27 protein-coding genes are annotated in these 25,253 nt (G+C 62.2%); 8 read left to right on the top strand and 19 right to left on the bottom strand.

Annotated elements, in window-relative coordinates:
• Positions 1 to 100: 100 nt before the first annotated feature.
• The gene (locus tag CN311_RS07390; RefSeq protein WP_097572675.1) at positions 101 to 1,204 is read right to left on the bottom strand and encodes an NADH:flavin oxidoreductase/NADH oxidase; all 1,104 of its coding nucleotides are present in this window, start codon (positions 1,202 to 1,204) and stop codon (positions 101 to 103) included.
• Positions 1,205 to 1,417: 213 nt separating this feature from the next.
• Here CN311_RS07390 and CN311_RS07385 point away from each other — a divergent pair, with 213 nt between their 5' ends.
• The 3 genes from CN311_RS07385 to CN311_RS07375 all read left to right on the top strand — a co-directional run bounded on the left by CN311_RS07385 (position 1,418) and on the right by CN311_RS07375 (position 3,404).
• On the top strand, positions 1,418 to 1,996 hold the full coding sequence (locus tag CN311_RS07385) for an NUDIX domain-containing protein (protein ID WP_097572674.1): 579 nt from the start codon (positions 1,418 to 1,420) through the stop codon (positions 1,994 to 1,996).
• A gap of 3 nt (positions 1,997 to 1,999) precedes the next feature.
• A complete protein-coding gene (locus CN311_RS07380; RefSeq protein ID WP_097572673.1) occupies positions 2,000 to 2,989 on the top strand; it encodes an ATP-grasp fold amidoligase family protein in 990 nt (329 codons plus the stop codon).
• A 136-nt stretch (positions 2,990 to 3,125) separates the two neighbouring features.
• A complete protein-coding gene (locus CN311_RS07375) occupies positions 3,126 to 3,404 on the top strand; it encodes a hypothetical protein (RefSeq protein ID WP_097572672.1) in 279 nt (92 codons plus the stop codon).
• On the opposite strand, the gene CN311_RS32505 is transcribed toward CN311_RS07375, so the two are convergent.
• Entirely contained in the window at positions 3,397 to 3,552 is a 156-nt protein-coding gene (locus CN311_RS32505) for a hypothetical protein (RefSeq protein ID WP_165779621.1), read from the bottom strand. The genes CN311_RS07375 and CN311_RS32505 overlap by 8 nt on opposite strands.
• A 292-nt stretch (positions 3,553 to 3,844) precedes the next feature.
• Here CN311_RS32505 and CN311_RS07365 point away from each other — a divergent pair, with 292 nt between their 5' ends.
• Positions 3,845 to 4,663 (top strand): DUF2189 domain-containing protein, encoded by an 819-nt coding sequence (locus CN311_RS07365; protein WP_097572678.1) that lies wholly within the window; start codon positions 3,845 to 3,847, stop codon positions 4,661 to 4,663.
• A gap of 73 nt (positions 4,664 to 4,736) precedes the next feature.
• Here CN311_RS07365 and CN311_RS07360 read toward each other — a convergent pair whose 3' ends face one another.
• Genes CN311_RS07360 through CN311_RS07340 form a run of 5 tightly spaced genes read right to left on the bottom strand, consistent with a single transcriptional unit; the run spans position 4,737 to position 9,258 of the window.
• Positions 4,737 to 5,135: a cytochrome C oxidase subunit IV family protein gene (locus CN311_RS07360; protein ID WP_097572670.1), complete on the bottom strand. Its 399-nt coding sequence runs from the start codon at positions 5,133 to 5,135 to the stop codon at positions 4,737 to 4,739.
• 9 nt (positions 5,136 to 5,144) lie between these two features.
• The gene (locus tag CN311_RS07355) at positions 5,145 to 5,867 is read right to left on the bottom strand and encodes a heme-copper oxidase subunit III family protein (protein ID WP_097572669.1); all 723 of its coding nucleotides are present in this window, start codon (positions 5,865 to 5,867) and stop codon (positions 5,145 to 5,147) included.
• Positions 5,868 to 5,880: 13 nt separating this feature from the next.
• Positions 5,881 to 6,585 carry a cytochrome c oxidase subunit 3 gene (locus CN311_RS07350; protein WP_097572668.1) on the bottom strand — a complete coding sequence of 235 codons (705 nt, stop codon included), beginning with the start codon at positions 6,583 to 6,585 and terminating at the stop codon, positions 5,881 to 5,883.
• A complete protein-coding gene (gene ctaD / locus CN311_RS07345; RefSeq protein ID WP_097572667.1) occupies positions 6,582 to 8,351 on the bottom strand; it encodes a cytochrome c oxidase subunit I in 1,770 nt (589 codons plus the stop codon). Before ctaD ends, CN311_RS07350 begins: the two co-directional genes overlap by 4 nt.
• A gap of 22 nt (positions 8,352 to 8,373) precedes the next feature.
• Complete coding sequence (locus CN311_RS07340; protein ID WP_097572666.1) at positions 8,374 to 9,258, bottom strand: cytochrome c oxidase subunit II; 885 nt, start codon at positions 9,256 to 9,258, stop codon at positions 8,374 to 8,376.
• Between the two features lie 299 nt (positions 9,259 to 9,557).
• On the opposite strand from CN311_RS07340, the gene CN311_RS07335 reads away from it, so the two are divergent.
• Positions 9,558 to 10,082 carry a hypothetical protein gene (locus tag CN311_RS07335; RefSeq protein ID WP_097572677.1) on the top strand — a complete coding sequence of 175 codons (525 nt, stop codon included), beginning with the start codon at positions 9,558 to 9,560 and terminating at the stop codon, positions 10,080 to 10,082.
• Between the two features lie 62 nt (positions 10,083 to 10,144).
• Here CN311_RS07335 and CN311_RS07330 read toward each other — a convergent pair whose 3' ends face one another.
• The 5 genes from CN311_RS07330 to CN311_RS07310 all read right to left on the bottom strand — a co-directional run bounded on the left by CN311_RS07330 (position 10,145) and on the right by CN311_RS07310 (position 14,431).
• Entirely contained in the window at positions 10,145 to 10,663 is a 519-nt protein-coding gene (locus CN311_RS07330; protein WP_425351056.1) for a phosphoribosyltransferase family protein, read from the bottom strand.
• A gap of 106 nt (positions 10,664 to 10,769) precedes the next feature.
• Positions 10,770 to 11,450 carry an energy-coupling factor transporter transmembrane component T family protein gene (locus CN311_RS07325; protein ID WP_097572664.1) on the bottom strand — a complete coding sequence of 227 codons (681 nt, stop codon included), beginning with the start codon at positions 11,448 to 11,450 and terminating at the stop codon, positions 10,770 to 10,772.
• A complete protein-coding gene (locus CN311_RS07320) occupies positions 11,447 to 12,973 on the bottom strand; it encodes an ABC transporter ATP-binding protein (protein ID WP_097572663.1) in 1,527 nt (508 codons plus the stop codon). The genes CN311_RS07325 and CN311_RS07320 overlap by 4 nt, the downstream gene beginning before the upstream one ends.
• Positions 12,974 to 12,992: 19 nt before the next feature.
• Complete coding sequence (locus CN311_RS07315) at positions 12,993 to 13,565, bottom strand: aminotriazole resistance protein (RefSeq protein WP_097572662.1); 573 nt, start codon at positions 13,563 to 13,565, stop codon at positions 12,993 to 12,995.
• Between the two features lie 197 nt (positions 13,566 to 13,762).
• Positions 13,763 to 14,431: a phosphoribosyltransferase family protein gene (locus tag CN311_RS07310; RefSeq protein ID WP_097572661.1), complete on the bottom strand. Its 669-nt coding sequence runs from the start codon at positions 14,429 to 14,431 to the stop codon at positions 13,763 to 13,765.
• 341 nt (positions 14,432 to 14,772) lie between these two features.
• On the opposite strand from CN311_RS07310, the gene CN311_RS07305 reads away from it, so the two are divergent.
• Positions 14,773 to 15,606, top strand: a complete 834-nt coding sequence (locus tag CN311_RS07305; RefSeq protein ID WP_245440770.1) for a LysR family transcriptional regulator — start codon at positions 14,773 to 14,775, stop codon at positions 15,604 to 15,606.
• A gap of 11 nt (positions 15,607 to 15,617) precedes the next feature.
• Here the strand turns inward: CN311_RS07305 and CN311_RS07300 are convergent, their stop codons facing one another.
• The 7 genes from CN311_RS07300 to CN311_RS07270 all read right to left on the bottom strand — a co-directional run bounded on the left by CN311_RS07300 (position 15,618) and on the right by CN311_RS07270 (position 22,685).
• Positions 15,618 to 16,934: a M20 family metallopeptidase gene (locus CN311_RS07300; RefSeq protein WP_097572659.1), complete on the bottom strand. Its 1,317-nt coding sequence runs from the start codon at positions 16,932 to 16,934 to the stop codon at positions 15,618 to 15,620.
• A gap of 3 nt (positions 16,935 to 16,937) precedes the next feature.
• Complete coding sequence (locus tag CN311_RS07295) at positions 16,938 to 17,894, bottom strand: ABC transporter permease (protein ID WP_097572658.1); 957 nt, start codon at positions 17,892 to 17,894, stop codon at positions 16,938 to 16,940.
• Positions 17,891 to 18,799: an ABC transporter permease gene (locus tag CN311_RS07290; protein ID WP_245440769.1), complete on the bottom strand. Its 909-nt coding sequence runs from the start codon at positions 18,797 to 18,799 to the stop codon at positions 17,891 to 17,893. The genes CN311_RS07295 and CN311_RS07290 overlap by 4 nt, the downstream gene beginning before the upstream one ends.
• An 82-nt stretch (positions 18,800 to 18,881) precedes the next feature.
• Entirely contained in the window at positions 18,882 to 19,868 is a 987-nt protein-coding gene (locus CN311_RS07285) for an autoinducer 2 ABC transporter substrate-binding protein (RefSeq protein ID WP_097572656.1), read from the bottom strand.
• 35 nt (positions 19,869 to 19,903) lie between these two features.
• Complete coding sequence (locus CN311_RS07280) at positions 19,904 to 20,674, bottom strand: ATP-binding cassette domain-containing protein (protein WP_097572655.1); 771 nt, start codon at positions 20,672 to 20,674, stop codon at positions 19,904 to 19,906.
• Between the two features lie 25 nt (positions 20,675 to 20,699).
• Positions 20,700 to 21,476 carry a glutamine amidotransferase gene (locus CN311_RS07275; protein ID WP_097572654.1) on the bottom strand — a complete coding sequence of 259 codons (777 nt, stop codon included), beginning with the start codon at positions 21,474 to 21,476 and terminating at the stop codon, positions 20,700 to 20,702.
• A gap of 27 nt (positions 21,477 to 21,503) precedes the next feature.
• Positions 21,504 to 22,685, bottom strand: coding sequence for a carbohydrate kinase family protein (locus CN311_RS07270; protein ID WP_165779620.1), 1,182 nt, complete (start codon positions 22,683 to 22,685; stop codon positions 21,504 to 21,506).
• 349 nt (positions 22,686 to 23,034) lie between these two features.
• On the opposite strand from CN311_RS07270, the gene asnB reads away from it, so the two are divergent.
• Positions 23,035 to 24,972 (top strand): asparagine synthase (glutamine-hydrolyzing), encoded by a 1,938-nt coding sequence (gene asnB / locus CN311_RS07265; protein ID WP_097572652.1) that lies wholly within the window; start codon positions 23,035 to 23,037, stop codon positions 24,970 to 24,972.
• A gap of 18 nt (positions 24,973 to 24,990) precedes the next feature.
• Positions 24,991 to 25,251, top strand: coding sequence for an acyl carrier protein (locus CN311_RS07260; RefSeq protein WP_097572651.1), 261 nt, complete (start codon positions 24,991 to 24,993; stop codon positions 25,249 to 25,251).
• Positions 25,252 to 25,253: the final 2 nt, after the last annotated feature.

Here is a 25,253-nt window from a genome sequence, read left to right as displayed (position 1 = left end):
ATCCCAACCCCTTAGGACCGATGCGCGGGCCGATTAAAGCGAAGCCGCGTCACGCTGTCCAGCGACGCGTGCCCTAGGTCGGTTACAACAAGCGGGCCGGTCAGCCCGCTGCCTTCATCCAGTGCTGCATCGTGGTCACCGAACGGGCAAGCTGAGGGGCAGGGTGGATTTTCTCGCCGAAGGTCGCCGCGGCGCGCCACGCCCAGCGCGGGTCGGCGAGGAAGGCGCGGGCCAGCGCCACCATGTCGGCGCGGCCGTCGGCCACGATCGCTTCGGCCTGCCTGGGATCGTCTATCAGGCCGACGGCCCGCGTCGGGATGCCGGCGCCCTTGCGCACCGCCTCCGCCAGATGCACCTGGTAGCCCGGGCCTGTCGGCAGCTTCTGCAAGGGCGAATTGCCGCCGCTCGAGCAGCAGAGATAAGCTACGCCCGCCGCCTGCAACGCCTTGGCCACCTCGATCGCCTCCTCGACGTCGAAGCCGCCATCGACCCATTCCTTGACCGACAGGCGAGCGCCGAGCATCAGCTTCGGCACGGCCTTTCTCACCGCCTTGGCAATCTCGACGGCGAACCGCATGCGGTTTTCCAGCGAGCCGCCCCAGCGGTCGGTACGCTGGTTGGAAAGCGGCGACAGGAACTGGAAGATCAGATAGCCGTGTGCTGCGTGCAACTCGATGAAGTCGAAGCCGGCGCGTTCGGCACGCCTGGCCGCCTCGGCGAAGCGTTCGATGATTTGCAGGATCTCCTCGTCTTCCAGCGCCCGCGGCACCTGCCAGCCCGTGTCGTAGGCTATTGCAGAGGCGGACACGATCGGCCACGGGTCCTGATCCGGCTTCAGCGGTCCGCCACCTTCCCACGGTTTCTGGTTGGACGCCTTGCGGCCGGCATGGGCAAGCTGGGTGCCGAATTTCGTACCGGGGGCGGCGACGCGCTTTGCGGCGTCCAGCGTGCGCCGGGCGGCAGCCTCGTTGTCTTCGGAATAAAGACCAAGGCAGCCATGCGAGATGCGGCCGCGGCGCTCGACGTCGGTCATCTCGACCGTGACCATGCCGGCGCCGGACATGGCGAGATTCATCCAGTGATACAGATGCCAGTCGCTGGCGGAACCGTCATCGGCGGAATACTGGCACATCGGCGCCACCGCTATGCGGTTCGGGAAAGTGAGGCCGTCGAGCGTGATCGGCTGGAAAAGGGATGTGGTCATCAAAAAAGCTCCGGGAGGGGTTGTCGTATTTAGGCAAAGGATTGCGCCGGCGCCAGACACGAGGCGGTGAAACGCGCTCTGGACCAATGACTATCAGGATTGCGCAGAGATCGGTTCGAGGCTAACGCATGGCCGAAATCCGCCGCCGCAGCCTTTCTGCATCCAGGCGACACGCGGCGCCGTAGTCCTCGCGCCGGCAGCAGGAGCCCGTTCATGGAAGATCGCATTCGCATCCGTTCGGAGGAAATTCTCTCCGACGACTGGGCGGTCCTGAAAAAGACCATCCTCGATTATCGCCGGCGCGACGGGCGGTGGGAAACGCAAATTCGTCAGACCTACGATCGCGGCGACGGCGCGGTGATCCTGCCTTACGACCCGCAGCGCTCGACGGTGCTCCTGGTGCGGCAGTTCCGCTATCCGGCCTATGTCACCGGCCACCGCGAGCCGCTGATCGAGGCCTGCGCCGGACTGCTCGATGAAAACGACCCGGAAACCTGCATCCGCAAGGAGGCCGAGGAGGAACTCGGCTACCACCTGAAGGACGTGGAACGGCTGTTTGCGCCTTACATGAGCCCCGGCAGCGTGACCGAGCGGCTCTGGTTCTTCATGGCGCGCTATTCGCCCGCCGACCGCATCTCGGCCGGTGGCGGTGCGCCGGAGGAAGGCGAGGACATCGAAGTGCTGGAGATGCCGCTTGATGACGCCCTGGCCGGCATCGCCGACGGCCGCATCGTCGATGCCAAGACGATCATCCTGATCCAGCACCTGAAGCTGAACCCGATCCGGGCTTGATCCATGCCTGGGCCTGGAGATCGAGGGGAAGCGCGCCGGCGGCCGGGCCGGCTGACGCGCGTTGGCGCGAAGGCGTTTCTCCTGGTCTTGAATGTTGCGCTGCTGGTCCGTTACCGGCGCTTGACCCAGCGCTTCCTCGAAAGGATGCGGCATCTGCCGAACTTCGCGGCCCCGGCGACCTTCACGGAGAAGATACATTGGCGCAAGATTTTCGATGACGATCCGCGTTTCGCGATCGTCCTCGACAAGCTGCAAGCCAAGGAGTTCGTCAGGGGTCGGCTCCCCTGGCTGCATGTCCCGGTGGTGTTGTGGCAAGGCGACAATCCGCGCGACATTCCCTTTGGTGACTTGAAGGTCCCCTATATCGTCAAATGCAATCACGGCTGCGCCATGAATGCCGTTGTTGCGGATCCCGCCCAGGCTGACAGCGGCGCAATCATTGCCGACATGACCCGGCATCTCGGCGAGACCTATGGCGAGCGCAAGCTGGAACGCAGCTACGCCCATATCGAGCGCAAGGTCTTCGTCGAGGCGCTGATCGGCAAGGATCAGGCCTATCAGCCCATCGACTACAAATTCAATGTCGTCGCCGGCCGTGTCGCTCTTGTCGTGGTCACCGCCTTCCGCTCAAGCGTCCGCAAGACGGCGCTTTTCGATCGCGACTGGCGGCGGCTGGCGGTCGCCCAGGGCGGCATTGACGCAACGCTGGAAATTGCCAGGCCGGAAAGCTTTTCGCGCATGGTCGAGGCGGCCGAAGCGCTGGGTGGCGAATTCGACATGATACGGGTCGATTTCTACGAAGACGCGGGCGAACCGGTCTTTGGAGAATTCACGATCTATCCACGCAGCGGCCTGCAGCAATTCGACCCGCCGGCCTTCGATCGTGAGCTGGGCGCGCGTTGGAACATTGCCGCGTCCCGTTATCTGAATTGCCCGCCAGGCCTGTTTGCACGCTGGCACAGGGCCGCGCTTGCCGCTGCCGGCCACATCTGATCACGAACGGCCGCCATTGTTGCCGGCTCGGGCGGAAATCGACACATATAATTAGGAATAGCTAATTTAGTTCCGTTGTGACTATTCCTCATTCCTGCTAGGCTTGATGAGCGTCAGGAGGAAAAGGGGGACATCTATGATCAATCGCGGTTCGTTCGGCCGCGCAGCGGCCGTTTGCGGCATGTTCGCAATCTTCTCGTTTGCCGGCAACGGTTTGGATGGCGTCTTGGGATACCGCTTTGTCGGCGTAGCGGAGGCAAAAACGGTCGTCATCCAAAGAACGACCGTCTACATCAACACTCTGCCCAAAGGATGCGTGAAGACCACCTACAGCGGCGGGATCGTCGTCTGGAAATGCGGTACGAAATATTACCAGCCCTATAACAATCGCTACGTGCTCGTTTACATCAAGTAAGCGCGCTCCGGGAGGGGCCGTCAGGCGAGGATGTGAACAGCAGCCGGTGCGCCAAGGCGGCATTGAACTGGTCGGGCAAACCGAGAATGCCTTGAAGCGCATCTCCCTTCTTGAGCGTAGGGTTGCTGTCGCGAATACTGTTGCCCATCGTCTGCCCCAAGGCGAAGCTGTATCCTCCTATTGGTGGCGATACCGCTCGGAAATCCTTGATGTCCAGGGCCTCTTGCCCCATGGTCCGGAGGAACTTGGCAACAAGGCATGACCGCCTGAAACGGGCGCCGTTCAGTTCACGATCTCAAGCCTCTCTGACAAAGGGCGACAAATCTCCCGCAAGAGAGTATGTTGATCATGGTGCGGTCGCGGTTGTGCGTGGCCAATCACGCCGAACGGTAGCACCCTTGAACGCGCGACCTCGCCGGACCTGATCTGGAGGAATGGTCATGGCAAGCTTTCATGTGATAGCAGGCGCCAGCGAGACGCTGGAACATACCAGAATTCGAAAGATCGGCATTTCCGACCTTTTCGACGCGCTCAGGCGTGGTGTCGACGATTTCATGGTCAAGCCATCGCATATCGTCTTTCTCTGCCTCATCTATCCCCTCGTCGGCGTCGTTCTCGCCGCCTGGACATCGGGCGCCAACGCGTTGCCTCTGCTGTTTCCGCTGGTGTCCGGCTTCGCGCTGATCGGCCCGTTCGCGGCAATTGGGCTCTATGAGATCAGTCGCAGGCGAGAGGCGGGGCTTGATACGTCGTGGCGGCACGCTTTCGAGGTCAGGAACTCGCCGGCCTTGCCGGCGATCGCGGCGGTCGGGATCATGCTGCTGGCAATCTTCATCACTTGGCTTTTGACGGCGCAGCTGTTCTACCAATATCTCTTTGGTCCGGCTCCGCCGGCATCGATATCCGGCTTCATCGATGAGATATTCGCCACTGGCCGCGGCTGGACGCTGATTATCCTCGGGCACGCCATCGGCTTCGTCTTCGCCGTGGTGGTGTTGTGCACAACGGTCGTCGCCTTCCCGCTGCTGCTCGACCGCGACGTTGGCGCTTACGAAGCCATCCACACTTCAGTGCGGGCAGTGCTGGCGAACCCGATCACCATGGCTGCCTGGGGCCTGATCGTCGCCGTCGCCCTGATCATCGGCTCGGTGCCGGTGTTCGCAGGGCTGGCGGTCGTGCTGCCGATCCTCGGTCACGCCACCTGGCACGTTTACCGCAAGGTCGTGGAACCGCCGGCGTCCGCCAGACCGGCGGGCTGAAAGAACCCTGCCTTGCCGCATCGGCGAGAGCGCCGGCGCGGCAGGCTGGTTCGAGCGGCGATCCGGACGCGCGTCAGGGGCCGGTACCGAAGAAAGACGTCCGCGTGAGCAGCGTGTAATCCGCTTCGAAGACCATCATTGCCACGAACACCAGCACCAGCACCGGCGGCAGAATGATCGCATAGGTCAGCGCCAGCCGCTCCCAGGCCATATGCATGAAAACGGCGACGATCAACCCTGCCTTCAACATCATGAAGATCAGGATCAACGACCATCTGAGATAGCCGTGGACGCCGAAATAATCGACCATGTAGGAGCAGGCGCTGAGGATGAACAGCCATGCCCAGACCACCAGATAGAGCTTGATCGGATGCTCTTGATGAACCTCCGCTTGGGCGACCCCGGCCGCTGGCGCTTCATGGGCCGTGTGAAGTGCGTGTTGCCCCAGGCCGTTTGCGGTTGCTTCAGCCATATCTGCCTCTCACCAAAGATAGAAGAATGCGAAAATGAACACCCAGACCAGATCGACGAAATGCCAGTATAGCCCCATGATCTCGACATTCTCGTAGTGGCCCTTGCGGCTGGTGAAGAAGCCGGGTCGTCCGGTGTCGTAATCGCCGCGCCAGACCTTTCGCGCCACGATGACCAGGAAGATCACGCCGATCGTCACATGCGTGCCGTGGAAGCCGGTGATCATGAAGAAGGATGATCCGAACTGTGCAGCGCCCCAGGGATTGCCCCATGGCCGGACTCCTTCGGTGATCAGCTTTGTCCATTCGAAGGCTTGCATGCCCACGAAGGTCGCGCCGAGCACCGCGGTCAGAAGCATGAGGATCGCCGTCTTTCGGCGGTCGCGGCGATAACCGAAATTGACCGCCATGGCCATCGTTCCGCTGCTCGAGATCAGCACGAAGGTCATGATGGCTATTAAGATCAACGGAACGTTCGAGCCGCCGATGTGAAGGGCAAAGACCTCGCTCGGATTGGGCCAGAGCACCTGTGTGGACATGCGGGCGGTCATGTAGGAGAGCAGGAAGCAGCCGAAGACGAAGGTGTCGCTGAGCAGGAAGATCCACATCATGGCCTTGCCCCACGACACGTCCTTGAATGCGCGCTGATCCGACGACCAGTCGGCGGCGATGCCTTGCCAGCCGTCGGGGCGGGGCTCCGTTTGGCCGATATGCGTCAGCGTGGTCTCTGTCATCAGCCTGATCCCCTTAGGTCAGCAACTGCCGGCAAATGTCCATGAACGTCGCGGCCCAGCCGGCCAGAAGCGCGAAGATGGCAAGCCAGATGAAAAGCAGGAAGTGCCAGTACATGGCACACAACTCTACGCTGAGGCGAAGCTGCTCCGGCCGTGCGCCGTTCCAGGCGCGGGCGGTTGTCCTGCCCAAGCCCACAAGCCCGCCGAGTATGTGCAGGCCATGCAGCCCGGTGATCAGGTAGAAGAAACTGTTGGCCGGATTGGCTGCCAGCAGATAGCCGTCTTCGGTCAGTTCCCGCCATGCCATGAACTGTCCTACCAGGAAGGCCAGCGCGGTGAGCCCGGCAGTGGCAAGGCCTAGTCTGACCATGTCCATCTGGCCCCTGCGTGCTGCGACCGAAGCGCATTGCAGCGCAATGCTGCTCAGCACGAGCACCCCGGTGTTGAACCAGAGCAGGCGTGGGATCGGCAGCGGCTGCCAGTCCGACAGCTCCATGCGCATGAAGTAGGCGCTGGTGAACAGCGCGAACAGGCAGCCGACGACGGCGAGGAAGACGCCAAGGCCGATCTTGGCGGTGGGCAGCGCCGAGCCTTCCACGCCGACAAGGTCCCCGATCACACCTTGCTCGAGCCATGGCTTCGCCATCAGCCGCTGATGGGAAAGCCACCATGCGGCAAAGCCGGCGATCACAGCCAAGAAGACCAGAATGACGCTCATGCCGGCTCCGTGGAGGTGCCGAAGGCGCCCGGCATGTTTTGCGGGATAAAGTCCTCCTTGGCGCCCGGCACGCTGTAGTCATAGGCCCAGCGATAGACGATCGGCAGATCCTTGCCGAAATTGCCATGCGCCGGCGGTGTCTGCGGCGTCTGCCATTCGAGAGTCGTTGCCCGCCAAGGATTGCCGCCGGCCTCCCGGCCATGGCGAATGCTCCAGATCAGATTGAACAGGAAGACGATCTGCGCAAAGCCAACTATGAGCGCCATGATGGAGATGAACGAATTCAGATGCTGCGCCGACTCTGTCATTACAGTCACATCGGTCAGTTCGTTGTAGCGCCGCGGCACGCCCATCAGGCCGATATAGTGCATGGGGAAGAAAATCAGATAGGCGCCGAGGAACGTCACCCAGAAATGGAACTGGCCCAGCCTCTCGTCCAGCATCCGGCCGGTGACCTTCGGGTACCAGTGGTAGATCGCGCCGAAGATCACGAGGATCGGGGCGACGCCCATGACCATATGGAAATGGGCGACGACGAACATCGTGTCCGACAGCGGAACATCGACGACGACATTGCCGAGGAACAGCCCGGTCAAGCCCCCATTGACGAAGGTGACGATGAAGGCCAGGGCAAAAAGCATCGGTATGGTGAGGTGTATGTCGCCGCGCCACAGCGTCAGCACCCAATTGTAGACTTTGATCGCCGTCGGAACGGCGATGATCAAAGTCGTGGTGGCGAAGAAGAAGCCGAAATAGGGATGCATGCCGCTGACATACATATGGTGCGCCCAGACCACGAAGCTCAGCGCGCCGATGCCGACGATGGCCCAGACCATCATCCGGTAGCCGAAGATGTTCTTGCGTGCGTGGGTGCTGATCAGGTCGGACACGATGCCGAAGGCCGGCAGCGCGACGATGTAGACCTCGGGATGGCCGAAGAACCAGAACAGGTGCTGGAACAGGATCGGGCTGCCGCCGCCATGCTGCAATTGTTGGCCCATCTCGACGATCGCCGGCATGAAAAAGGAGGTGCCGAGCGCGCGGTCGAACAACATCATCACGCAGGCGACGAACAGCGCCGGGAAGGCAAGCAGTGCCATGACGGTCGCGGTGAAGATGCCCCAGACGGTCAGCGGCAGGCGCATCAGCGTCATGCCGCGCGTGCGGCCTTGCAGCACCGTCACGACGTAGTTCAGGCCGCCCATCGTGAAGCCGATGATGAACAGGATCAGCGAGACCAGCATCAGCATGATGCCCCAGTCCTGGCCGCCTGGCGTGCCGGTCATGATGGCTTGCGGCGGGTAGAGCGTCCAGCCTGCGCCAGTCGGTCCGCCAGGCGCAAAAAAGCTCGCCACCAGAACCAGCACGGCGAGCAGATAGATCCAGTAGCTCAGCATGTTGACATAGGGGAAAACCATGTCGCGCGCGCCGACCATCAGCGGGATCAGATAGTTGCCGAAGCCGCCGAGGAAGAGGGCGGTGAGCAGGTAGATCACCATGATCATGCCGTGCATGGTGATGAACTGATAATAGGCTTCCGGGGTGATGAAGTCGAAGGTGCCGGGGAAGCCGAGCTGCAGCCGCATCAGCCAGGACAGCACCAGGGCGACAAAGCCGATCGCCGTCGCCGTCGCCGAATACTGGATGGCGATGACCTTGGCGTCCTGCGAGAAGACATATTTCGTCCACCAGCTGTGCGGATGGTAGAGTTCCATTTCCGCGACTTCGGCCGGCGGTATGGCATCTGCAGGCGTGACATCGACCATAGGAACACCTCCGTGTCCTTTTTCAGCGAGACCCGACCGTTTCGAGTTCTGCTGCAATTTCCAGCCCTGACGCGATCGTCTTCTCCGGTGCCTGGCCGGCCGAGCCCGTTTGCTGGGGCGCCGACAATTGCGCGAAAGTCTGCTGTTCACCGAGCCAGGCTAGGTAGTCCTGCTCGGTGTCGACCATGACCACGCCATGCATCAAGGGATGGCCCTGGCCGCAAAGTTCGGCGCACAGAACCTGGAAGGTTCCTGTCTTGGTCGGAGTGAACCAGAAATAGGTAACGGAGCCCGGGATCATGTCCATCTTGGCGCGGAATTCCGGCACGTAGAAATCATGCAGCACATCGATCGAGCGGAGCAGCATCTTGACCGGCTTGCCGACTGGCAGGTGCAGATCGGCCGCCTCGACGACGACGTCGTCCTGGCCATTGGGATCGCTGGCGATGACGCCCAGCGGATTTTCAGGCGTGACGTCACGGGTGTCGGATGTGCCGAGCTTGCCGTCCTTGCCGGGCAGGCGGAAGCTCCACTGCCATTGCTGGCCGACGACTTCGACATCGGTCGCTTCGCTCGGAACATTAACGAAGCGGCTCCAGACGAACAGGCCGGGAACCAGCAACGCGGTAACTCCGGCCGCGGTGACGACCGTCAGCCACCATTCGAGCCGCTTGCTCTCCGGTTCATACGCCGCCCGATTCCCTTCCCGATGACGGAAGCGGAAGACACAATAGGCCATGAACAAGACGACGGCGGCGAAGACGACGCCGGTGATCCAGAAGGTAATGACGATGGTGTGGTCGATATAGTCCCAGTTGGAAGCAATCGGCGTCCACCACCATGGGCTCAGGAAGTGGAACAACACTGAGCCCACAACAATCAAAACGAGTACAAGCGCTATGGCCATGTCCCGTTCCTCCCGGCATTTCAGGGGGCGCGAAGCCGTCCCGGGAAAATGCCTGTTACATCATAGCGTGATTTGCCGTCGAAATTCTAGTGCGGTCTTCGGATTGACCGAAAAAGCATAGCAATGATGTGGAAAAGCCTGGGGAAGGCTACATCGAAGAACAGGTTGCCAAGACGGCCTTCTTCGTTGTGGCGCCGCGGCAACAGGCATCCGGGCAAGTGAGGGGTGATGACTGGCGATACGAAGCCTTGATCATTATCTGCGCTGTGTTGCGAAACGCAGGGCTGCTGGAGGCATCGTTGAGGCTACTCGTTGGTATCGGAGGCGCGATCGCCACGGCATTGCTGCTTGCCTCGGTCTGCGGCGTCGCCCAGGCCGGCACCGCGCTCGACAATTGGCGCTTCGACGAGGGCAGCGACGGCCTGGTCACGGCCTCGCTCTATGCCACCAACAAGCTGATCACCGGCGGTGGCGCCCTGAGCTACAGCCCGGTGCTGACCATCGCTTGCCGCAAGGACGGCGAACCGCGCTGGAGCGAATGGCTGCATGTGAACGATGCCGTCTCCGCCAGGGGCACGATCACCATGTCGGTGACCGCCGACCAGGGCAAGAAGGTCAGCGAAAGCTGGGCGGTCGGCACGCGCGGCAGGATGCTGGTCCGCGACGGCTCCGACGGCATCAAGCGCCTGGTTTCGGCGAACCGGCTGCTGCTGTCCTGGCGATTCGGGCTGCTGTCGGGGCGAGCCGAAGCCGATTTCGATCTTGCCGGGGTTGACGAGGCCGTCGGCCAGATCGCCAGCACCTGTAATGTTGAGCTGCCTTGAGCAGGTCGGCAGCGGCCGCTCTCGCTTGAGGAGATCGCAGCTGCGGCTGCGATGCGCAGGCGCTACAGGAATGTTTCCGGAATGGGCACCCATCCGGCACCGTGTCTGGTGAACTGAGGTATGTGAGCGAGGCTATGGAGCAGCGCGCAATCCGCGCCAAGTGCTTCCTGCCAGTCGCGCGCCTCGGTGAGGATGACGCCTATGCCGACGACATTACCATCGGCGCGGCGCACCAGTTCGAGCGCTCCCTTGAGGCTGGACCCGGACGCCACGACGTCGTCGACCACCACGACGCGCCGACCCGCCAGCAGCGGGATTGCCTCCCTGTCGAGAAGAAGCCGCTGCTCGCCTTTCGAGGTGATCGACGAGATGCGCTGTTCCAGCGCATCTGCCAGGTGGATCTTTGGTGATTTTTGCAAAATGACATAGTGATCCTGACCAAGCGCCCGCGTCACCTCGATCGCAACCGGAATGCCGAGAGTGGCGGCGCCGACGATGATGTCCGGCTTCAGCGGCGCGAGCCTCGCGGCAAGCTCGCGGCCGACATGTTCGCCGAACCTCACGCCGAGATCGATCACCATCATCAGGGAAATGGCAAAGTCGGGCTTGATCGGCACAATCGGCAGCTCGACCGGATAGCCGGCGACATCGACCGTCCAAAGCTGGTGGGCGGCAAGCTCCGATTTGTCAGGTTTCATTATTGGTGTCCTTCTGAGGGAAGCGGGGTTCGACCATCAGGCCGACATTGCGCCACGTCGTGCGGTTGCGCTTGAGGTCGAAGCCGTAGATTGCCAGGGAAAAGGAAATCGCATGCGCCATGCGGATGGCCTGCACCAGCAAGGGCACGCCGCGCGCCAGCGCGAAGCGCAGCTTCGTCGGCAAGGCGACGTCATCGACTTCCATGCCCCGCGCACGCTGGGCATCGGCAATGCGCTCGAAATCATCCCGCAGCATCGGAATGATGCCGAAGGTGAGGGACAGGACCAGGGTCGCTATCGGCGGCAGCCGCGCGGCGCTGGCCGCGGCGAGGATTGATCCGGGCGAACTCGTCTCCATGACGAAATAGAACGCTGCCGTCGTGGCGATCAGCCGGGCAGCCATCGCAGCCGCCACCGGCAGGGCGTCGCGGAGGCTGACGCCCTGAAAAAAGAGATTGACCAGCCAGCTCGCCATGACCATGGCGGTGAGCAACAGCGCGCCCTTGACGTATCCGTGCAAGCCGGGGACGCCTATCGCCCACAGCACCAGGACGCAGAGCACGGCGAAAGGCACCCCGAACCGCCAGCCGGGCACCAGCCAGGCCACCGCCATGACCGCGAAGGCGAACGCCAGCTTGACGAAGAAGTTGAGGTCGTGCAGCCGGCTCATGCAACGCCTCCGAGCCGCGGCGTGGCGTAGGGCGCGGCCCAGCCAAGGGCAGCGAAGGCCGGGCTCTTCCAGCCGTCCATCACCGCGCCGTCAAAGGCGATCCCGCCGTCATCCAGGATCACCAGGCGCGTGGCGACATCGTCCACCAGCTCCAGATCGTGCGAGATCAGCATCACCGCGCGGCCAGAATCGAGCATGGAGGAGAGAAATATATCGAGCATGCGACGCCCTTCGACATCACGCGCCAGCAGCGGTTCGTCGACGATGGCCACCGGTGCGCCGGCGGCGTCCGCGCAGGCCAGGCCGAGCAGCGCCAGTTGGCGCGCGGACAGCGCGAAGGGATTGGCTTGCGCGAGTTCGGAAAGTCCGTAACGCGCCAGCATGGTTGCTGCCAGATCAGCCACTGCTTTCTCGGCCGTCGTCGCGGTCGATGCGGTAATGGAGAACACAACCTCGCCGGTCACCGTCATGTTGAACAGGATATGGCGCATGTTCTGCGGCACATAAGCGATCTTGCGGGCGCGCCGGGCAGCGGTCCAGCCGTTGGCGTCGGCGCCGTCAAGGGCGATCGAGCCGGAGGCGATCCTGGCAAGCCCGAGGATGGACTTGAACAGCGTCGTCTTGCCAGCACCGTTGCGGCCGATCAGCGCGACGGCTTCGCCTGCCCTGATCTGAAAGCCGACATCCCTCAGCACCGGCTTGCCGTCCGGTCGCGCGAGCCGCGTCGTCAAGCCGGATACTTCAAGCAGCAGCACGCCGGGGTCAACCGGTTTTCGCTGCGAGCGGGTCCGGTTCGGCGGCAAGATACCCGCCTCCCGCCAGGGCCGTTGCAGCGGCAGGACGTCGTCGCGGCGGTACGGCGCCGACAGCCGTCTGTCTTTCAAGAGGACGACCGTGTCGACGACGGAACGCAGGGAGGCGGGGTCCTGTTCCGATATCAAAAGAGCCGAGACCGAGGCAGCCGCTTCGCGCAGTGTGCGCGACAGCCGTTCACGCGCCTCCGGATCGAGTCCGGTCGTCGGCTCGTCGAGCACGAGCAGCGCCGGGTTCGACGCCAGGGCCGCGGCGATTGCAACCATGCGGCGTTCGCCGCCGGACAGGGTCAGCACGCGGCGTCCCAGAAGCGGCGCCAGCCTGAGGTCGTCGATCAGCTCCTTGAGCCGGGCGCGGACCTTCTGCCTGTCGATGCCACGGTTTTCCATTGGAAAAGCGATGGCGTCCTCGACGCTGAGGTCCCATAGCTGGTCCTCGACATTCTGCGACACGAAGCCGACCGTGCCGAACAGCTCGTCCCTGGCGATGGTGGAGACCGGACGCCCCCTGAGGGTGACGTCTCCGCTGAAGTATGGGATCGCCAGCAATCGCGGGATGAGGCCTGCCGCTGCATTCAGGAACGTCGTCTTGCCGCTGCCGGCCGCACCGCAGATCAGCAGCCGCTGACCGTCCGCCACGCTGCATGTGGCTTCGGCGACGACCTGGCCGGGGCCGCCGAAACCGAGGTTCAGGTTCGCAATATTAAGCACGTCGAAGCGTCTATGCCGTTCAGAAGCGTTTGAAACCCGCCGGATGAGCGGCTTTCAGAATCTTCAGCGCCGGAACGATCAGCAGCGGGGTTCCGATGACCATCGGCACGATGTCGGAGAGGCCGATATAGCCGAACGCCCACCAGAACGGGAAGATGCCGAGATAGGCGAGGCTTGCCGACACGGCCGCCACCATCACCACTCCAACGACCAGGCAGACCAGGGCGATCCTGATCAGCACGCCGCGGTCGAACGTCAATTTCGACGGATCGAACAGCATCCCCGGGATCAGGCCGGTCAATCCGACCATTATGCCGTCGATCAGCAACGAATGGGCAGGGATGAAAGTGCCGGCCAGCAGAGACCAGACGATGGTGCCGAGGTAGCCGCAGATAAAGCCGCTGCGCCAGCCGAGCAGGATGCCGATCAAAGGCGGCAGAAAGGCGAAAATCCGCCATTGGATTACGCCTGGCACCAGTTGGATCGGGTTGGCATACGCCCACAGGACGCCTGTCGCCGCGGCTGCGACGACGGAGAGCACGATCGGGAAGAGGGTGTTGCCTTCGTCTTGCGATATTGTTGATGACTGCATTTGACTGTTCCCCTTGTTTGCATTCGTCAGGACATGCCCGGCAGAGCCGGAGTTAACGCAACACGCGACCGGAACAGCGAGCGCCCCGATCGAAGTCCTCCCATCCATTGTTCGTAAGACAGGCCGAACCGCATGCGTTCAGCCGCCTTCTTCTTTTTGTTGAAACGCTACCGTCACGCTGGACACGATTTTCACACCTACCTTGACGCAGTCCTGGCCAATCGTGGCGCGCCAACAGGCCACGCGCCGCTTTCGGTCGCCGGATCGGGCGTCGCCACGCCATCCACGACATCGAACTGAGGAATATGGCCGAGGCTTTCGATCAGTTCGGCATCCTTGCCGAGCGCGTCGCGCCAGGAATGACCCTCGGTGAGAATGACGCCGGCGCCCAGCACCTCGGCGCCGGCACGGCGCACAAGGCGGATGGCGGCGGCCATGCTCGAACCGGTCGCCACCACGTCGTCGACCACCAGCACGCGTTTGCCCTGCAGCAGCGTGATCGATCGCCGATCGAGCAGCAGCCGCTGCGGTGTGGCCGTGGTGATCGAGCGGACGTCCTCGACCATCGCGTCGGCAAGGTGGAACTTCGGCGATTTCTGCAAAATGACGTACTGGTCCTTGCCGAGGCGGCGCGAAACCTCGATCGCGATCGGAATTCCCAACGTGGCGCTGCCGACGACGATGTCGGGCTTGAAGGGCCCGAAATGCCGGGCGATGGCCTCGCCAACGATATCGCCGAAGCGCACGCCCATGTCGATCACCATCAGCAGGGCGATCGCCCGCTGGTCGTCGAGCTGGATGATCGGCAGGCTGAACGCTTCGCCGGCTATTTCCGCCTGATAGAATTCTGGCGTGGCGGTCAGCATTCTTGGTAGCCCATCCTTGGGCACCCGATCCTTGGGCATCCGCGTCCTGGGCACCTGACGTTTGGCGGCAACTGGCCTTGACGGACAAGCATTACGGGCGGCTTCCTTCTTGTCGGCCGGGAGACCCATTCATAGTGGGATACGCCGCAGATTCGAGGCGCAACGTGATAGACGGCGATTGGGCGCATCATTACAAACGAAAAAAATCGTGTTGAGCGTTCTCTTTTTCTTGACGCTCGGAAAGGCGCTCGATGCGGCGAGTTCTGTTTTCCCGGTTCGCCAATTATCTGGACGAAATCGCCCGGCTGGGGTCGATCCGCAAGGCAGCGGACAAGCTGAATGTGTCGGCCTCGGCGATCGACAAGCAGCTTATCCATGCGGAGGAAGCGCTGGGTGTCGCCCTTTTCGAACGTCTGCCGCGCGGCATGCGGCTGACCTCGGCCGGTGAAATTCTCCTGCATGGCGTGCGGAGCTGGCAAAAGGATTTTGCGCGCATCCGGTTTGAGATCGAGGAACTGAGGGGCCTGCGCCGAGGCGAGGTTAAGATCGCGGTGTCTCAGGAAACGGTGTTCGATTTCCTGCCCGGTGCCCTGGCTAGCTTCATGAAAGACCACCCACGCATCGCCAACCATATCGCGGTTGTCGAGTCCGATCGGATCCGCCAGATGGTACTGGACGGTCAGGCCGATTTCGGCCTCACCTTCAGCCCGCCGCCTCAGCCGGGTGTGACCGCCACGCGCTCGGCGAGCTTTCACGTCAGGGCGGTAGTGCCAGCCGAAAACGACCTGCGGCCTAAAAAGACCATATCGCTGAGCGAGTTTTTTCAGCGTCCGACCATCATTCCGGACGCCAGTGTTCACCTGCGCGACATCGTCGACATCGCCGCTGCCAAGAGCAGAACCCGGCTTCAGCCGATCCTGACGACGAACAATCTGGAACTGATGAGGTTGATGGTGCGGGAAGGCTGCGGCTTCGGCCTGACCGCAATTTCCGACAAGTCGTCGACAGACACGAAGGACGGCCTCACATACCTGCCGCTTGGTGACAAGAGCATTCCGCCGTTGACATTATCTCTGATCGTTGCGCCGGAGCGGAAGTTCTCGCTGACCTCGATCCTGGCGCGGCGTTATTTCGAGGTCTATTTCGACGACCTTGAGCAAAACGGCGGCAAATAAAGACCGCGCTCTCACCGGCACCATCGTTCAATCGCCAGCGCGATCGCCTTGGTGCAATCGACGAGATCGCGCACCGACACACGCTCGTTGGGCTGATGCGCCTGGGCCGGATCGCCCGGGCCGAAATTGACGGTCGGGGTTTTCCCGAGACCGGTCGGCAGACCGATATCGCTGTGCGCGCCGAAACCCGACAGGACCGGCGACAGGTTTGCTTTTTCGACCGCTCCCTGGAAGACGCTGACGAATGGGCTGTCGGCTGGAATTTCGGCGCAGTCGGCATCGAGGATCCACTCCACACGGGCGGGATGTTCGCGCAGATAGGGATCGGCCTGGCAGATGTTCAGGACATGTTCCTCAATCTCGCGCTTGACCTTGCCGCCGAGGCCGAACTCGTCCTTTTCGCTCGGCAGATATTGCGCATCGATGACGATCTCCGCCCGGCCGGCCATGGAGGAGGGATGTTCTCCGGCGTTCAGCTGAGTGACGATGATCTGGTTGGGCAGGTCCATGAGAGGATGGTTCTTCCTGGGGTCGAACATCCAGCGGCGGTTCAATATGTCGATGCCGTCCAGCATTTGCCTGCACAGTTGAATGGCATCGACCGGACCGCTCGAATACCAGGCATTCGGTGTCAGCTCGGCGTGGCCGCCGATGCCGTCGATGATGATCCGTCCCCACAGAATTCCGTGGCACAGGGGCGCGATCTTGTTGGCCGTCGGCTCCGTCATGATACCGGCATCGGCGCGAAAGCCGCGGTCGACCATCGCCAGCGAGCCCATGCCGCCGATCTCCTCGTCAACCACGGTCGTAAAGACGATGTCGCCCGATAGGGGCACCTGAAGCCCCCTGAGGACTTCCACGGCCATCAGCATGCAGGCGACACCGCCTTTCATGTCCACGGTGCCGCGGCCATGCAGAAAGCCGTCCTTCAGGACTGGTTGAAACGGGTCAGTCGTCCAGTGTTCGGGCGCACCCGGTGGCACGACGTCGATATGGCCGGTAAGCATGATCGAGCGGCCGCCGCCCGTGCCTTTGAGCACGCCGCCGAGATTGGGCCTGCCTTCGAAGGTTCGGCCCTTGTTGGCGCCGGGACGCCCTTTGTATTTTTCGTAAAGTGCCGGCCCGTCCGGATCCCAGAGATCGGTGGTGAAGCCCAGCTTCTCCAGCCTCTTTTGCAGATAGAGCTGGCAATCCCTTTCGCCGGGACCGGCGTCTTTCGGGTTCGACTTGACGATCGACGGGAACGACACGAGATCGCTCAATGTTTGCACGATGCGATCGGCTTCGGCCTCGACCCGCTTGGCAATGATGTCCTCGAAAGACGGCATGAATTATCTCCAATTCTGGGAAAGTCGATCGGCTAGAAGCACGAACACCAGGAGAGCGCCGACGATGCCCACTTGCCAGACGGTGTTGACGTTAAGCTGCAAGAGCCCGGTCTTGAGCGTTACCAAGAGCATGACGGCGGCAAAGACACCGCCGACGCCGCCACGGCCGCCCAATATGGCAATGCCGCCCAGCATTGCGGCCGTCAGCGATTCCAGTTCGAGGTTCTGCCCGATATTGGGCCGGCCGCTTCCGAGCCATGCCAGCGAGATCAGGGCGGCGGCTCCGGAAAGCACGCCGCTCAAGCTGTAGAGGATGAGCCGGGCGCGATCGACCGGAATGCCGACCAGACGCGCCGAGCGCTCGTTGAACCCCATGGCGTAGATCCAGCGGCCCCAGGCCGTCCACATCAGCACGATCCCGGCGATGGCAAAGACAGGGATTGCGATGGTGAGGAAGGGAACCGGAATGCCGGAGAAAACGCCGCGTCCCCAGATCAGCAGCCAGCTCGGTACGCCCGATTGCGCGGCTCCTCCAGTCAGCGCCAGCGCCAGGCCCGAATAGACGAAGAAGGTGCCGAGCGTCGCGATCAGCGGCAGGATGGACAGCTTGGTGACGAGGACGCCGTTGAAGGCGCCGAGGACGGCTCCGGCGAGAATGCAGGCGGGCGGCAGGAGGAAAGCAGGAAGCCCGAGTTTCAGGGCGAGCATGCCGGATATGGCTGAAAGCGAAACAATGCCGCCGACCGAGAGGTCGATGCCGGCTCCACCAGCCATGATGACGATCGCCTGTCCCAGAGCGACGAGCGCCAGGATGGTCGAGAATTGGAGGATCGTCGTGACCGTTGCCAGGCTGAATACGGATGGTTTCAACACCAGCAGGACGAGGATCACGATGATCCACAACAGGGCCAACAAAGCGAGAATGAGCGCCGGGCCCTGCAGCTTGCGGATGCGGTTCATTTGCTGGCCCACCCAAGTTGCGAGAGGGACAGACGGTTGGAAAGCACCTCGAAACCGAGCACGCCGATCAGCAGTCCGCCGGTGACCACCGGTTGCCAGAGCGAAGGAACGCCTGTCAGCAGCAGCCCGTTCTGGAGGATCCTCAGGAGCAGCACGCCAAGCACGGTGCCGACAAGGCTGCACTTGCCGCCCAGTATGCTCGTTCCGCCGAGAACCACGGCCGCGATCGCATCGAGCGCCAGCGTGCTGCCGACTGTCATTTCGACATTGCGGTAGTTGGCGACGTAGAAGGTGGCGGCGAGGCCGGTGAGGGCGCCGCTGACGATGAAGGTCGCAAATCTGACCTTGACGACCGGGATGCCGGACAGCCGCGCTTTTTCTTCCGAATTGCCGATGGCCAGGAGATGCAAGCCGAAGGGCGTTCGCCTAAGCGCAACCCAGACGGCGAGATAGGCAAATGCGATCACCCAGGCGGCGACTGGCAGGCCGAGAATGGTGGTGCCAAGCAGCAGCGTCAGGCCGGTCGGCAGGCCGGAAAGCCATTGGCCGCCGAGCAGGACGAAGATCGCCGTGCGGTAGACACCGAGAAGACCAAGCGTGCCGACAATGGCGGGAATCCGGCCAAGCACGATGACGGCGGCCGTCAGCAGGCCCAGCAGCGCACCCGTCAGCGGGCCGACAAAAGCAGTGAGAACGGGATCGACGCCGGCTCCGAGCGCCCGGCCAACGCCGATCGCCGCCAGGCCCATGACGACGCCGACGGATACGTCGATGCCGCCCATGGCCAGCAGCAGCATCATTCCCAAGCCGACCAGCAGCAATTCGATGCTGTTGCGCAGGACCGTTCCGGCATTGCCCGAGGTGGCGTAGTAGGGCGATGCGACAGAAAAAACGATGATTGCCAAGACACAGGCGACGAGCAGGGACCACTCGCGCCCATTCAAAGAGAAAACCCCGTTCCTGAGCTGTCGCATCGTCCGTATCGGCTCAGAAATCAAACTTGTCGACATTCTCGGCCGTAAACACCGCCGGCGGTCCGAGCAGGAGAATGCCTGTGGCGGCATCGTAAGTGACGGGATTGTCGAAGCCCGGAACCTTGTTTTCCGCTTCAAATGCCTTGCCGTCGATCAGCTGCTTACCGGCCCAGACCGTGAGGTAGCCAAGCTGCGCCGGGTCCCACAGAACGGTGAATCCGAACGCGCCGCTCTTGAGGTAGGAGCGCGCCGTGTTCGGGCTGCAATAGCCCGCACCGATCACGCTTCCGATCTTGCCCGCCGTTTCGATGGCCTGCGCGACGCCTGGGCAGGTCGTGGACGCAACCGCGATGATGGCCTTGATGTCGGGATTGGCGGCCATCAGATCGCCGGAGATCTGCGCGGCGCGCTCCGCCGTGCCACCGGCATATTGCGGCTCCAGGAGCTTGAGTTTCGGGTATTTCGCCGCTGCCTGCTTCTGCATGAAGCCGATCCAGGCATTCAGGTTGGACGCCGTCGCTTCGCCCGAAACGATGCCGATCTTGGCGTCCTCGCCGACGCGCTTCACCAGCTCGTCGATGATGGTGCTGCCGAGGCCTTCGTCCGTCGCCTGGGCGACGTAGACCGCACGGCCGCTGTCGGGGGCGTCGCTGTCGCTGGTGAACAGCTTGATGCCCTTGGCCTTGGCGGCCTCGACGACGGGGGCGATGCTGGAGGCGTCGAGAACGCTGACCGAGATCGCGTTGACGCCCTGGTCGATGAGATTCTGCACGATCTGCAACTGGTCGACAGGATTGGTATCGACAGGGCCGCTGTAGATGAAATCGACGCCGAGTTCCTTCGCCGCGCGGTTGCCGCCGGCTTCCATGGCGTTGAAATAGGGGATGCCGATCAATTGCGGCACGAAGGCAACTTTTGGCTTGTCCTGGGCAAAGGCGGCGGTCGAAACGGCAAGAAAAAGTGCCGAGATCGCAAGAGCTTTCCTGATGTGCTTGAGCATTTGGTTTGAACCTCTCTGGAATTTGACGTGCATTTCTAGTTGGCTTTTTCGAGCGCCCGCACGTCGGGATGAGCGCCTGTTATGAAGGAAACGATTTCTTCGGGATTGGTCTCGGCACGCAGCCGCTCGGCCACCTTGCGGCCGCGCCGGAACACGACGATGCGGTCGGCGACCTCGAAGACCTCGGAGATGTTGTGGCTGATCAGCACCACGGCGCAGCCGCGCTCGGCCAGGCGCCGCGTCAGGGCCAGCACCTTGCGCGTTTCGGCCACGGCAAGTGCCGCGGTCGGCTCGTCCATGATCACCAGCTTGGCGTTCAGGTTGAGCGCGCGGCAAATGGCGACGGCCTGGCGCTGGCCGCCCGACAAGCTGCCGACGGGCGCTTCCGGATCGGAAATATGCGCGTCGAGTTCCCGAAGCAGGCCGTCGACACGCTGCCGCATGTCAGCGCGGCGCAGAAACGGAACGCCGAGCACCGAACGCTTGAGTTCGCGGCCAAGAAAGACATTCTCCGAGATCGACAGGTTTTCGGAAAGCGCCAGTTCCTGGAAGATCGTTGCGATGCCCGCAGCTGCCGCATCCTTCGGCGAGGAGAATGCCACCGGCACGCCCTCGATGACCAGTTCGCCATCGCTTGCCGGATGCGCGCCCGCCAGAATCTTGATGAAGGTCGACTTGCCCGCGCCATTGTCGCCGAGCAGTGCCAGCACTTCTCCGGAGCGGATTTCCAGATCGACGCCGGACAGCGCCGTCAGCGCGCCGAAGCGCTTGGCGATCCCTCTGGCAACGAGAAAAGGAGCGGTCATGGCGACAATCCCCTGGGGTTAATTGCTAGGCGGCCTTACTCACCCAGCTCAGCACGTTCTTCCAAAGGCGCGCATAGCCGGGCCATTCGACGAAGCTGTTGGGCAGCCAGTGCGGACCGATGTCGGAGGTCCAGGCCACCGTGCGCCCCTTGCCGTAGCGTCCGGTCACAAGCAGGGGGGCCCCGCCTTCATCTTCCGGCAGCGATGCCAGCACCTCGACATCGTCGCGATCCCTGGCGATGACCTCGTTGGCGCCAAGAAGCAGCGGCCATTCTCCCTCGATGCCGGCAAGGATCGGGTGATCCTTCGGACCGGTTATCGAGGGGCGGAACCCTTCCGGTATTTCGAGGCGATCGTCGTTTGGCAGGCATGTCACGGGCAAAGCCTCTTCAACAGCCGTGCGATGCCAGCGGGCCTTGCCGTCGATGCCCTGGAAACTGAAATAGCCTCCGACCATGACCAGGCCGCCGCCGGCCTTGGTCCAGTCCCGCAGCAGCTTCAACCGGTTCGGCACCGTCTTGCCGTGCAGCCAGACATCGGGATGCAGCAGCAGCGAGTTGGCGCCGATGTCGGAGAGGATGATGGCGTCGTAGCGGGACAGGCCTTCGATGCTAAATGGCAGCTTTTCCACCGCTTCATGAGCCGGCATGTAGTCCAGCTCGAATTCACTGTCCTTCAGCGCCTTGACCAGGGGCTCGGCGCCAAGATGAAACGTCACGCTGCCGAACTGATCGAAGCCCTTGTAGTGCGTCGCCGCGCTGACCCAGCTCTCACCGACCAGAAGCACCCTTGTCTTGCTCACTGCATGATCTCCTTATGATTGGCGGCATCATCCGGCAGCCGCAATATTGTCCGGCGTCAGTGCCGCCTTCAGTTCCTCGAAATCCGCGATGTGTCCCTGCGCGCCTTCGGCCGTCGTCGTCAGGCTGGCGCCGATCGCGGCGTAACGAGCGGCCTCTTCCAGGGATGCGCCGTGCAGCCACAGGCTGAGAAAGATGCCGGCGAAACTGTCGCCCGCACCCGTGGCGTCGACCCTGTCGACGGGAAGCGCCGGAACCTCGATCTGCGGTCCGCCGCTCTTGGGAAAGACGACCGCGCCGAACTCGCCAAGCGTCACCACGACGGTGCCGCGCTGCTTGATGCGGGCGAGGGTGTCGCGGGTCTGCTGGATCATTGTCGCAAGCGGTGTGCGGAGATCGAAGATCTCGCGCAGCATGACATCGTTGATGAAGGTAAGGTCGATCCGCTTGACCATTTCCACGAAGGCGTCGGGGTTTCTCGAACTCCGGGGCAGGCCGGCCGAATGCAGGCTCACTTTCCAACCTGCCTGATGAAAGCGATCGATGGAGCCGATCATGCTTTCATAGTGGAAACCCTCGATGTGAAGGCAGGCGGGACGAGCCTGCGTCTGGACATCCATGTTGGCGGTCAGATCGACTTCGCTGAGCTCGAACGGTTCGCTGATGATCGTGCGGCTGCCGTTGAGTTCGATGATGACAATCGCCTGCGAGAGGCGATTGTTGAATGTGCGCCTGATCGGCAAGGCGTGGACGCCGAGCTTCGAAAGCTCGGCCAGAGCCCAGTCGCTTTCGGGATCGTCGCCGACGGCCGTCGCCAGTTCGACATCGAGGGCGAAGGGCGCTCCGACGGCCGCGGCGGCGACGGCAAGATTGGCGGCAGGGCCGCCCAAAGCCTTCTCGATATGGCGCGCGGTGATGCGGTCGTCGCGGTGCGGCAGAACATCGACACGGCACAGGAAATCGACGCTGACACGGCCGACGACGAGCAGTCGCGGCAAGCCCTCGACATCCCTGGATCGGCGCGGAGCCTGACCCGGCAGTGAGCGCGCAAAGGCGCTTGGCCGATACATCAGGTCGGAAATCGCTTTCTGGATGCGCTCGCGCGTGCTGTCCTTGACGACAGCCGTATCGTTGATGAAGTTCGACACCGTGCCGATGGAAACGCCGGCGGCATGTGCGACATCTGCAATGGTGGGGCGCTTGCGCTGCACGATGATCGACCTGATTGAAGCGCTTCAACGCTAGCAAGCGAAGCCCCGTAATCTCAATAGATTTTCGTTCTAATTTTGAGGTGCGGCGACGAAATAGGCGCTGAATGGGAGGTCTCTTTGGAAATCTGTTCTTCGCGTCGCCGGTTTTTGAAATTTCTTCAATTATGCTGCAGGTGATTTGCAAGTCGTGATGAGCGCAATGTTGGTAAAAGCCGGGCAGCGATCCGACAGGCGCGATTGATGCCTTAACTTCCCGTTAACCGCACGCGCGGGGAAAATATCCGATTAACCGCGGATGCCTATTTTCGCGGCTATATATCGATGGTTGCGGTTCACATGAGTCTTGGGAATGTGCGGATTCGGGGGCTATTTCGGTTCTATCCGGGATGCGGAAGCTTTGCTCTCGCGCATGATAGCGGCGATCGCCCATCGTGGGCCGGATGAGAACGGGAAATTCGTGGCGCCTGACGCCGGGCTCGGGCATGCGCGGCTGTCCGTGATCGGGATTGGTGACGGCCAACAGCCGATGTCGGACGTGTCAGGCGAATTGACGATTGCGTTCAATGGTGAGGTTTTCAACTATCTGGAGCTGCGCGAAGGGCTGTTGGCCAAGGGCCGGCGCTTCCGTACGTCGAGCGACACGGAAGTCATCCTGCAGCTTTATGACGAGATGGGCGAAGACTGCCTGTCCCTGCTGAACGGTGATTTCGCCTTCGCGCTGTGGGACAACAGGCGCCGGCGCATGATGCTCGCGCGAGACCGGATGGGTGTCCGGCCGCTGTTCTACACCAGCAAGGACGGGGTGCTTTACTTCGCCTCGGAGATCAAGGCCCTGCTCGAAGTGCCCGGCATCTCGGCCGAGATCGACCCGATTGCACTCGACCAGATCTTTACGCTGTGGGCGCCGATCGCCCCGCGCACGGCTTTCCGCAATATCAGCGAGCTGGAGCCGGCGAGCGTCATGATAGCGGAGCAGGGGCGGGTCACGATCAAACCCTATTGGCAGCTGGACTATCCGCATCGGGAGCAGCAGTCGGAGATCACGAACGAGGACCAGGCGGCTGAGCAACTGCAGGCGCTTTTGGCCGATGCGGTGAGGCTTCGCATGCGGGCCGACGTGCCGGTCGGCTCCTATCTTTCGGGCGGGCTCGATTCCTCAGTTGTTTCGGCGCTCGCCGCCGGCATGACGCCTCGGAAATTGCAGACATTTTCCGTAGCCTTCGACAGCGCCGAGCATGACGAAAGCGCCTTCCAGACCGAGATGGCGTCAGCAATTGGCGCCGATCACCGAACCATCCTCAGCCATGCTGGCGATATCGCCCATGTCTTTCCCGAAGTCATCCATTTTGCCGAGAAGCCGATCATCCGCACGGCGCCGGCGCCGCTCTATCAATTGTCCGGCCTGGTTCGCCAGGCCGGCCTGAAGGTCGTGCTGACCGGCGAGGGCGCCGACGAGGTCTTCGCAGGGTATGACATATTCAAGGAGGCGCGTGTGCGCCGGTTCTGCGCGCGTCAGCCGGCATCGCGCATGAGGCCAAAGCTGTTCCGCAAGCTCTATCCCTATCTGCCGGGCCTGCAACAGCAATCCGTCGAGTATCTGTCCGCATTCTTTGGCGTCGACAACACCTCTCTCGACGACCCGCTGTTCTCGCATCGGCCACGCTTCAAGACCACGGCGGCGGCGAAGATATTCTTTTCAGGCGACCTGCGTGCGACGTTGAACGGTTACAACGCGGTCGAGGAGCTGGCCGACCGGTTGCCCGAGGTATTTTCGCGCTGGCACCCGCTGCATCAGGCGCAATATCTCGAGACCCGCTTCCTTCTGCCAGGCTACATCCTTTCCAGCCAGGGCGATCGCATGGCCATGGCGCACGGCATCGAGGGACGGTTTCCATTCCTCGACTATCGTTTGGTGGAGTTCGCAGCAAGGCTTCCGCCTGAAATGAAGCTCAAGGGGTTGGTGGAAAAGCACATATTGCGCAAGGCAACCGGGCACCTGCTTCCGAAGGCGATCGGGGAGCGCACCAAACAGCCTTACCGGGCTCCGGACGCCAGCTCCTTCGTGGGAACTGGAGAACTGGATTACGTCCGCGACGCCTTGAGCGAAGCGAGCATCGCCGCCGCCGGACTGTTCAACGCCAAGGCGGTGGCAAAACTTCATGAGAAATGCCGCACGCAGCCTGCGTCCGGGTTCCGCGACAACGCGGCCTTCGTAGGCATTTTGTCGACCCAGCTGTGGCAGAAGAACTTCACCGGCCAAGAGGTCGGTGCAGCACGAGCAGCTTGAGAAGGGACGGAAAGAAAAATGGATACAGTCAAGGACAAGGTCAGAACTTTCATCGTCGACAACTTCCTGTTCGGCGACAAGTCGTACCCGCTTGCGGACACAGCCTCGCTGATCGAGAACGACATCATCGACTCGACCGCCGTGCTGGAACTCGTCGCATTCATCGAGGACGATTTCGGCATAGCGATGGTCGATTCCGACGTCGTGCCGGCCAATCTGGATTCGATTGAACGTCTCTCATCCTTCATCAGTGCAAGAGCAAAGGCGCTGGCGGCGTAAGT

The sequence above is a fragment of the Mesorhizobium sanjuanii genome (assembly GCF_002529485.1).
GTDB lineage: Bacteria > Pseudomonadota > Alphaproteobacteria > Rhizobiales > Rhizobiaceae > Mesorhizobium > Mesorhizobium sanjuanii.
The sequence above is the reverse complement of the archived record's forward strand: the minus strand, read 5'-3'. Positions and strand labels throughout refer to the sequence as shown.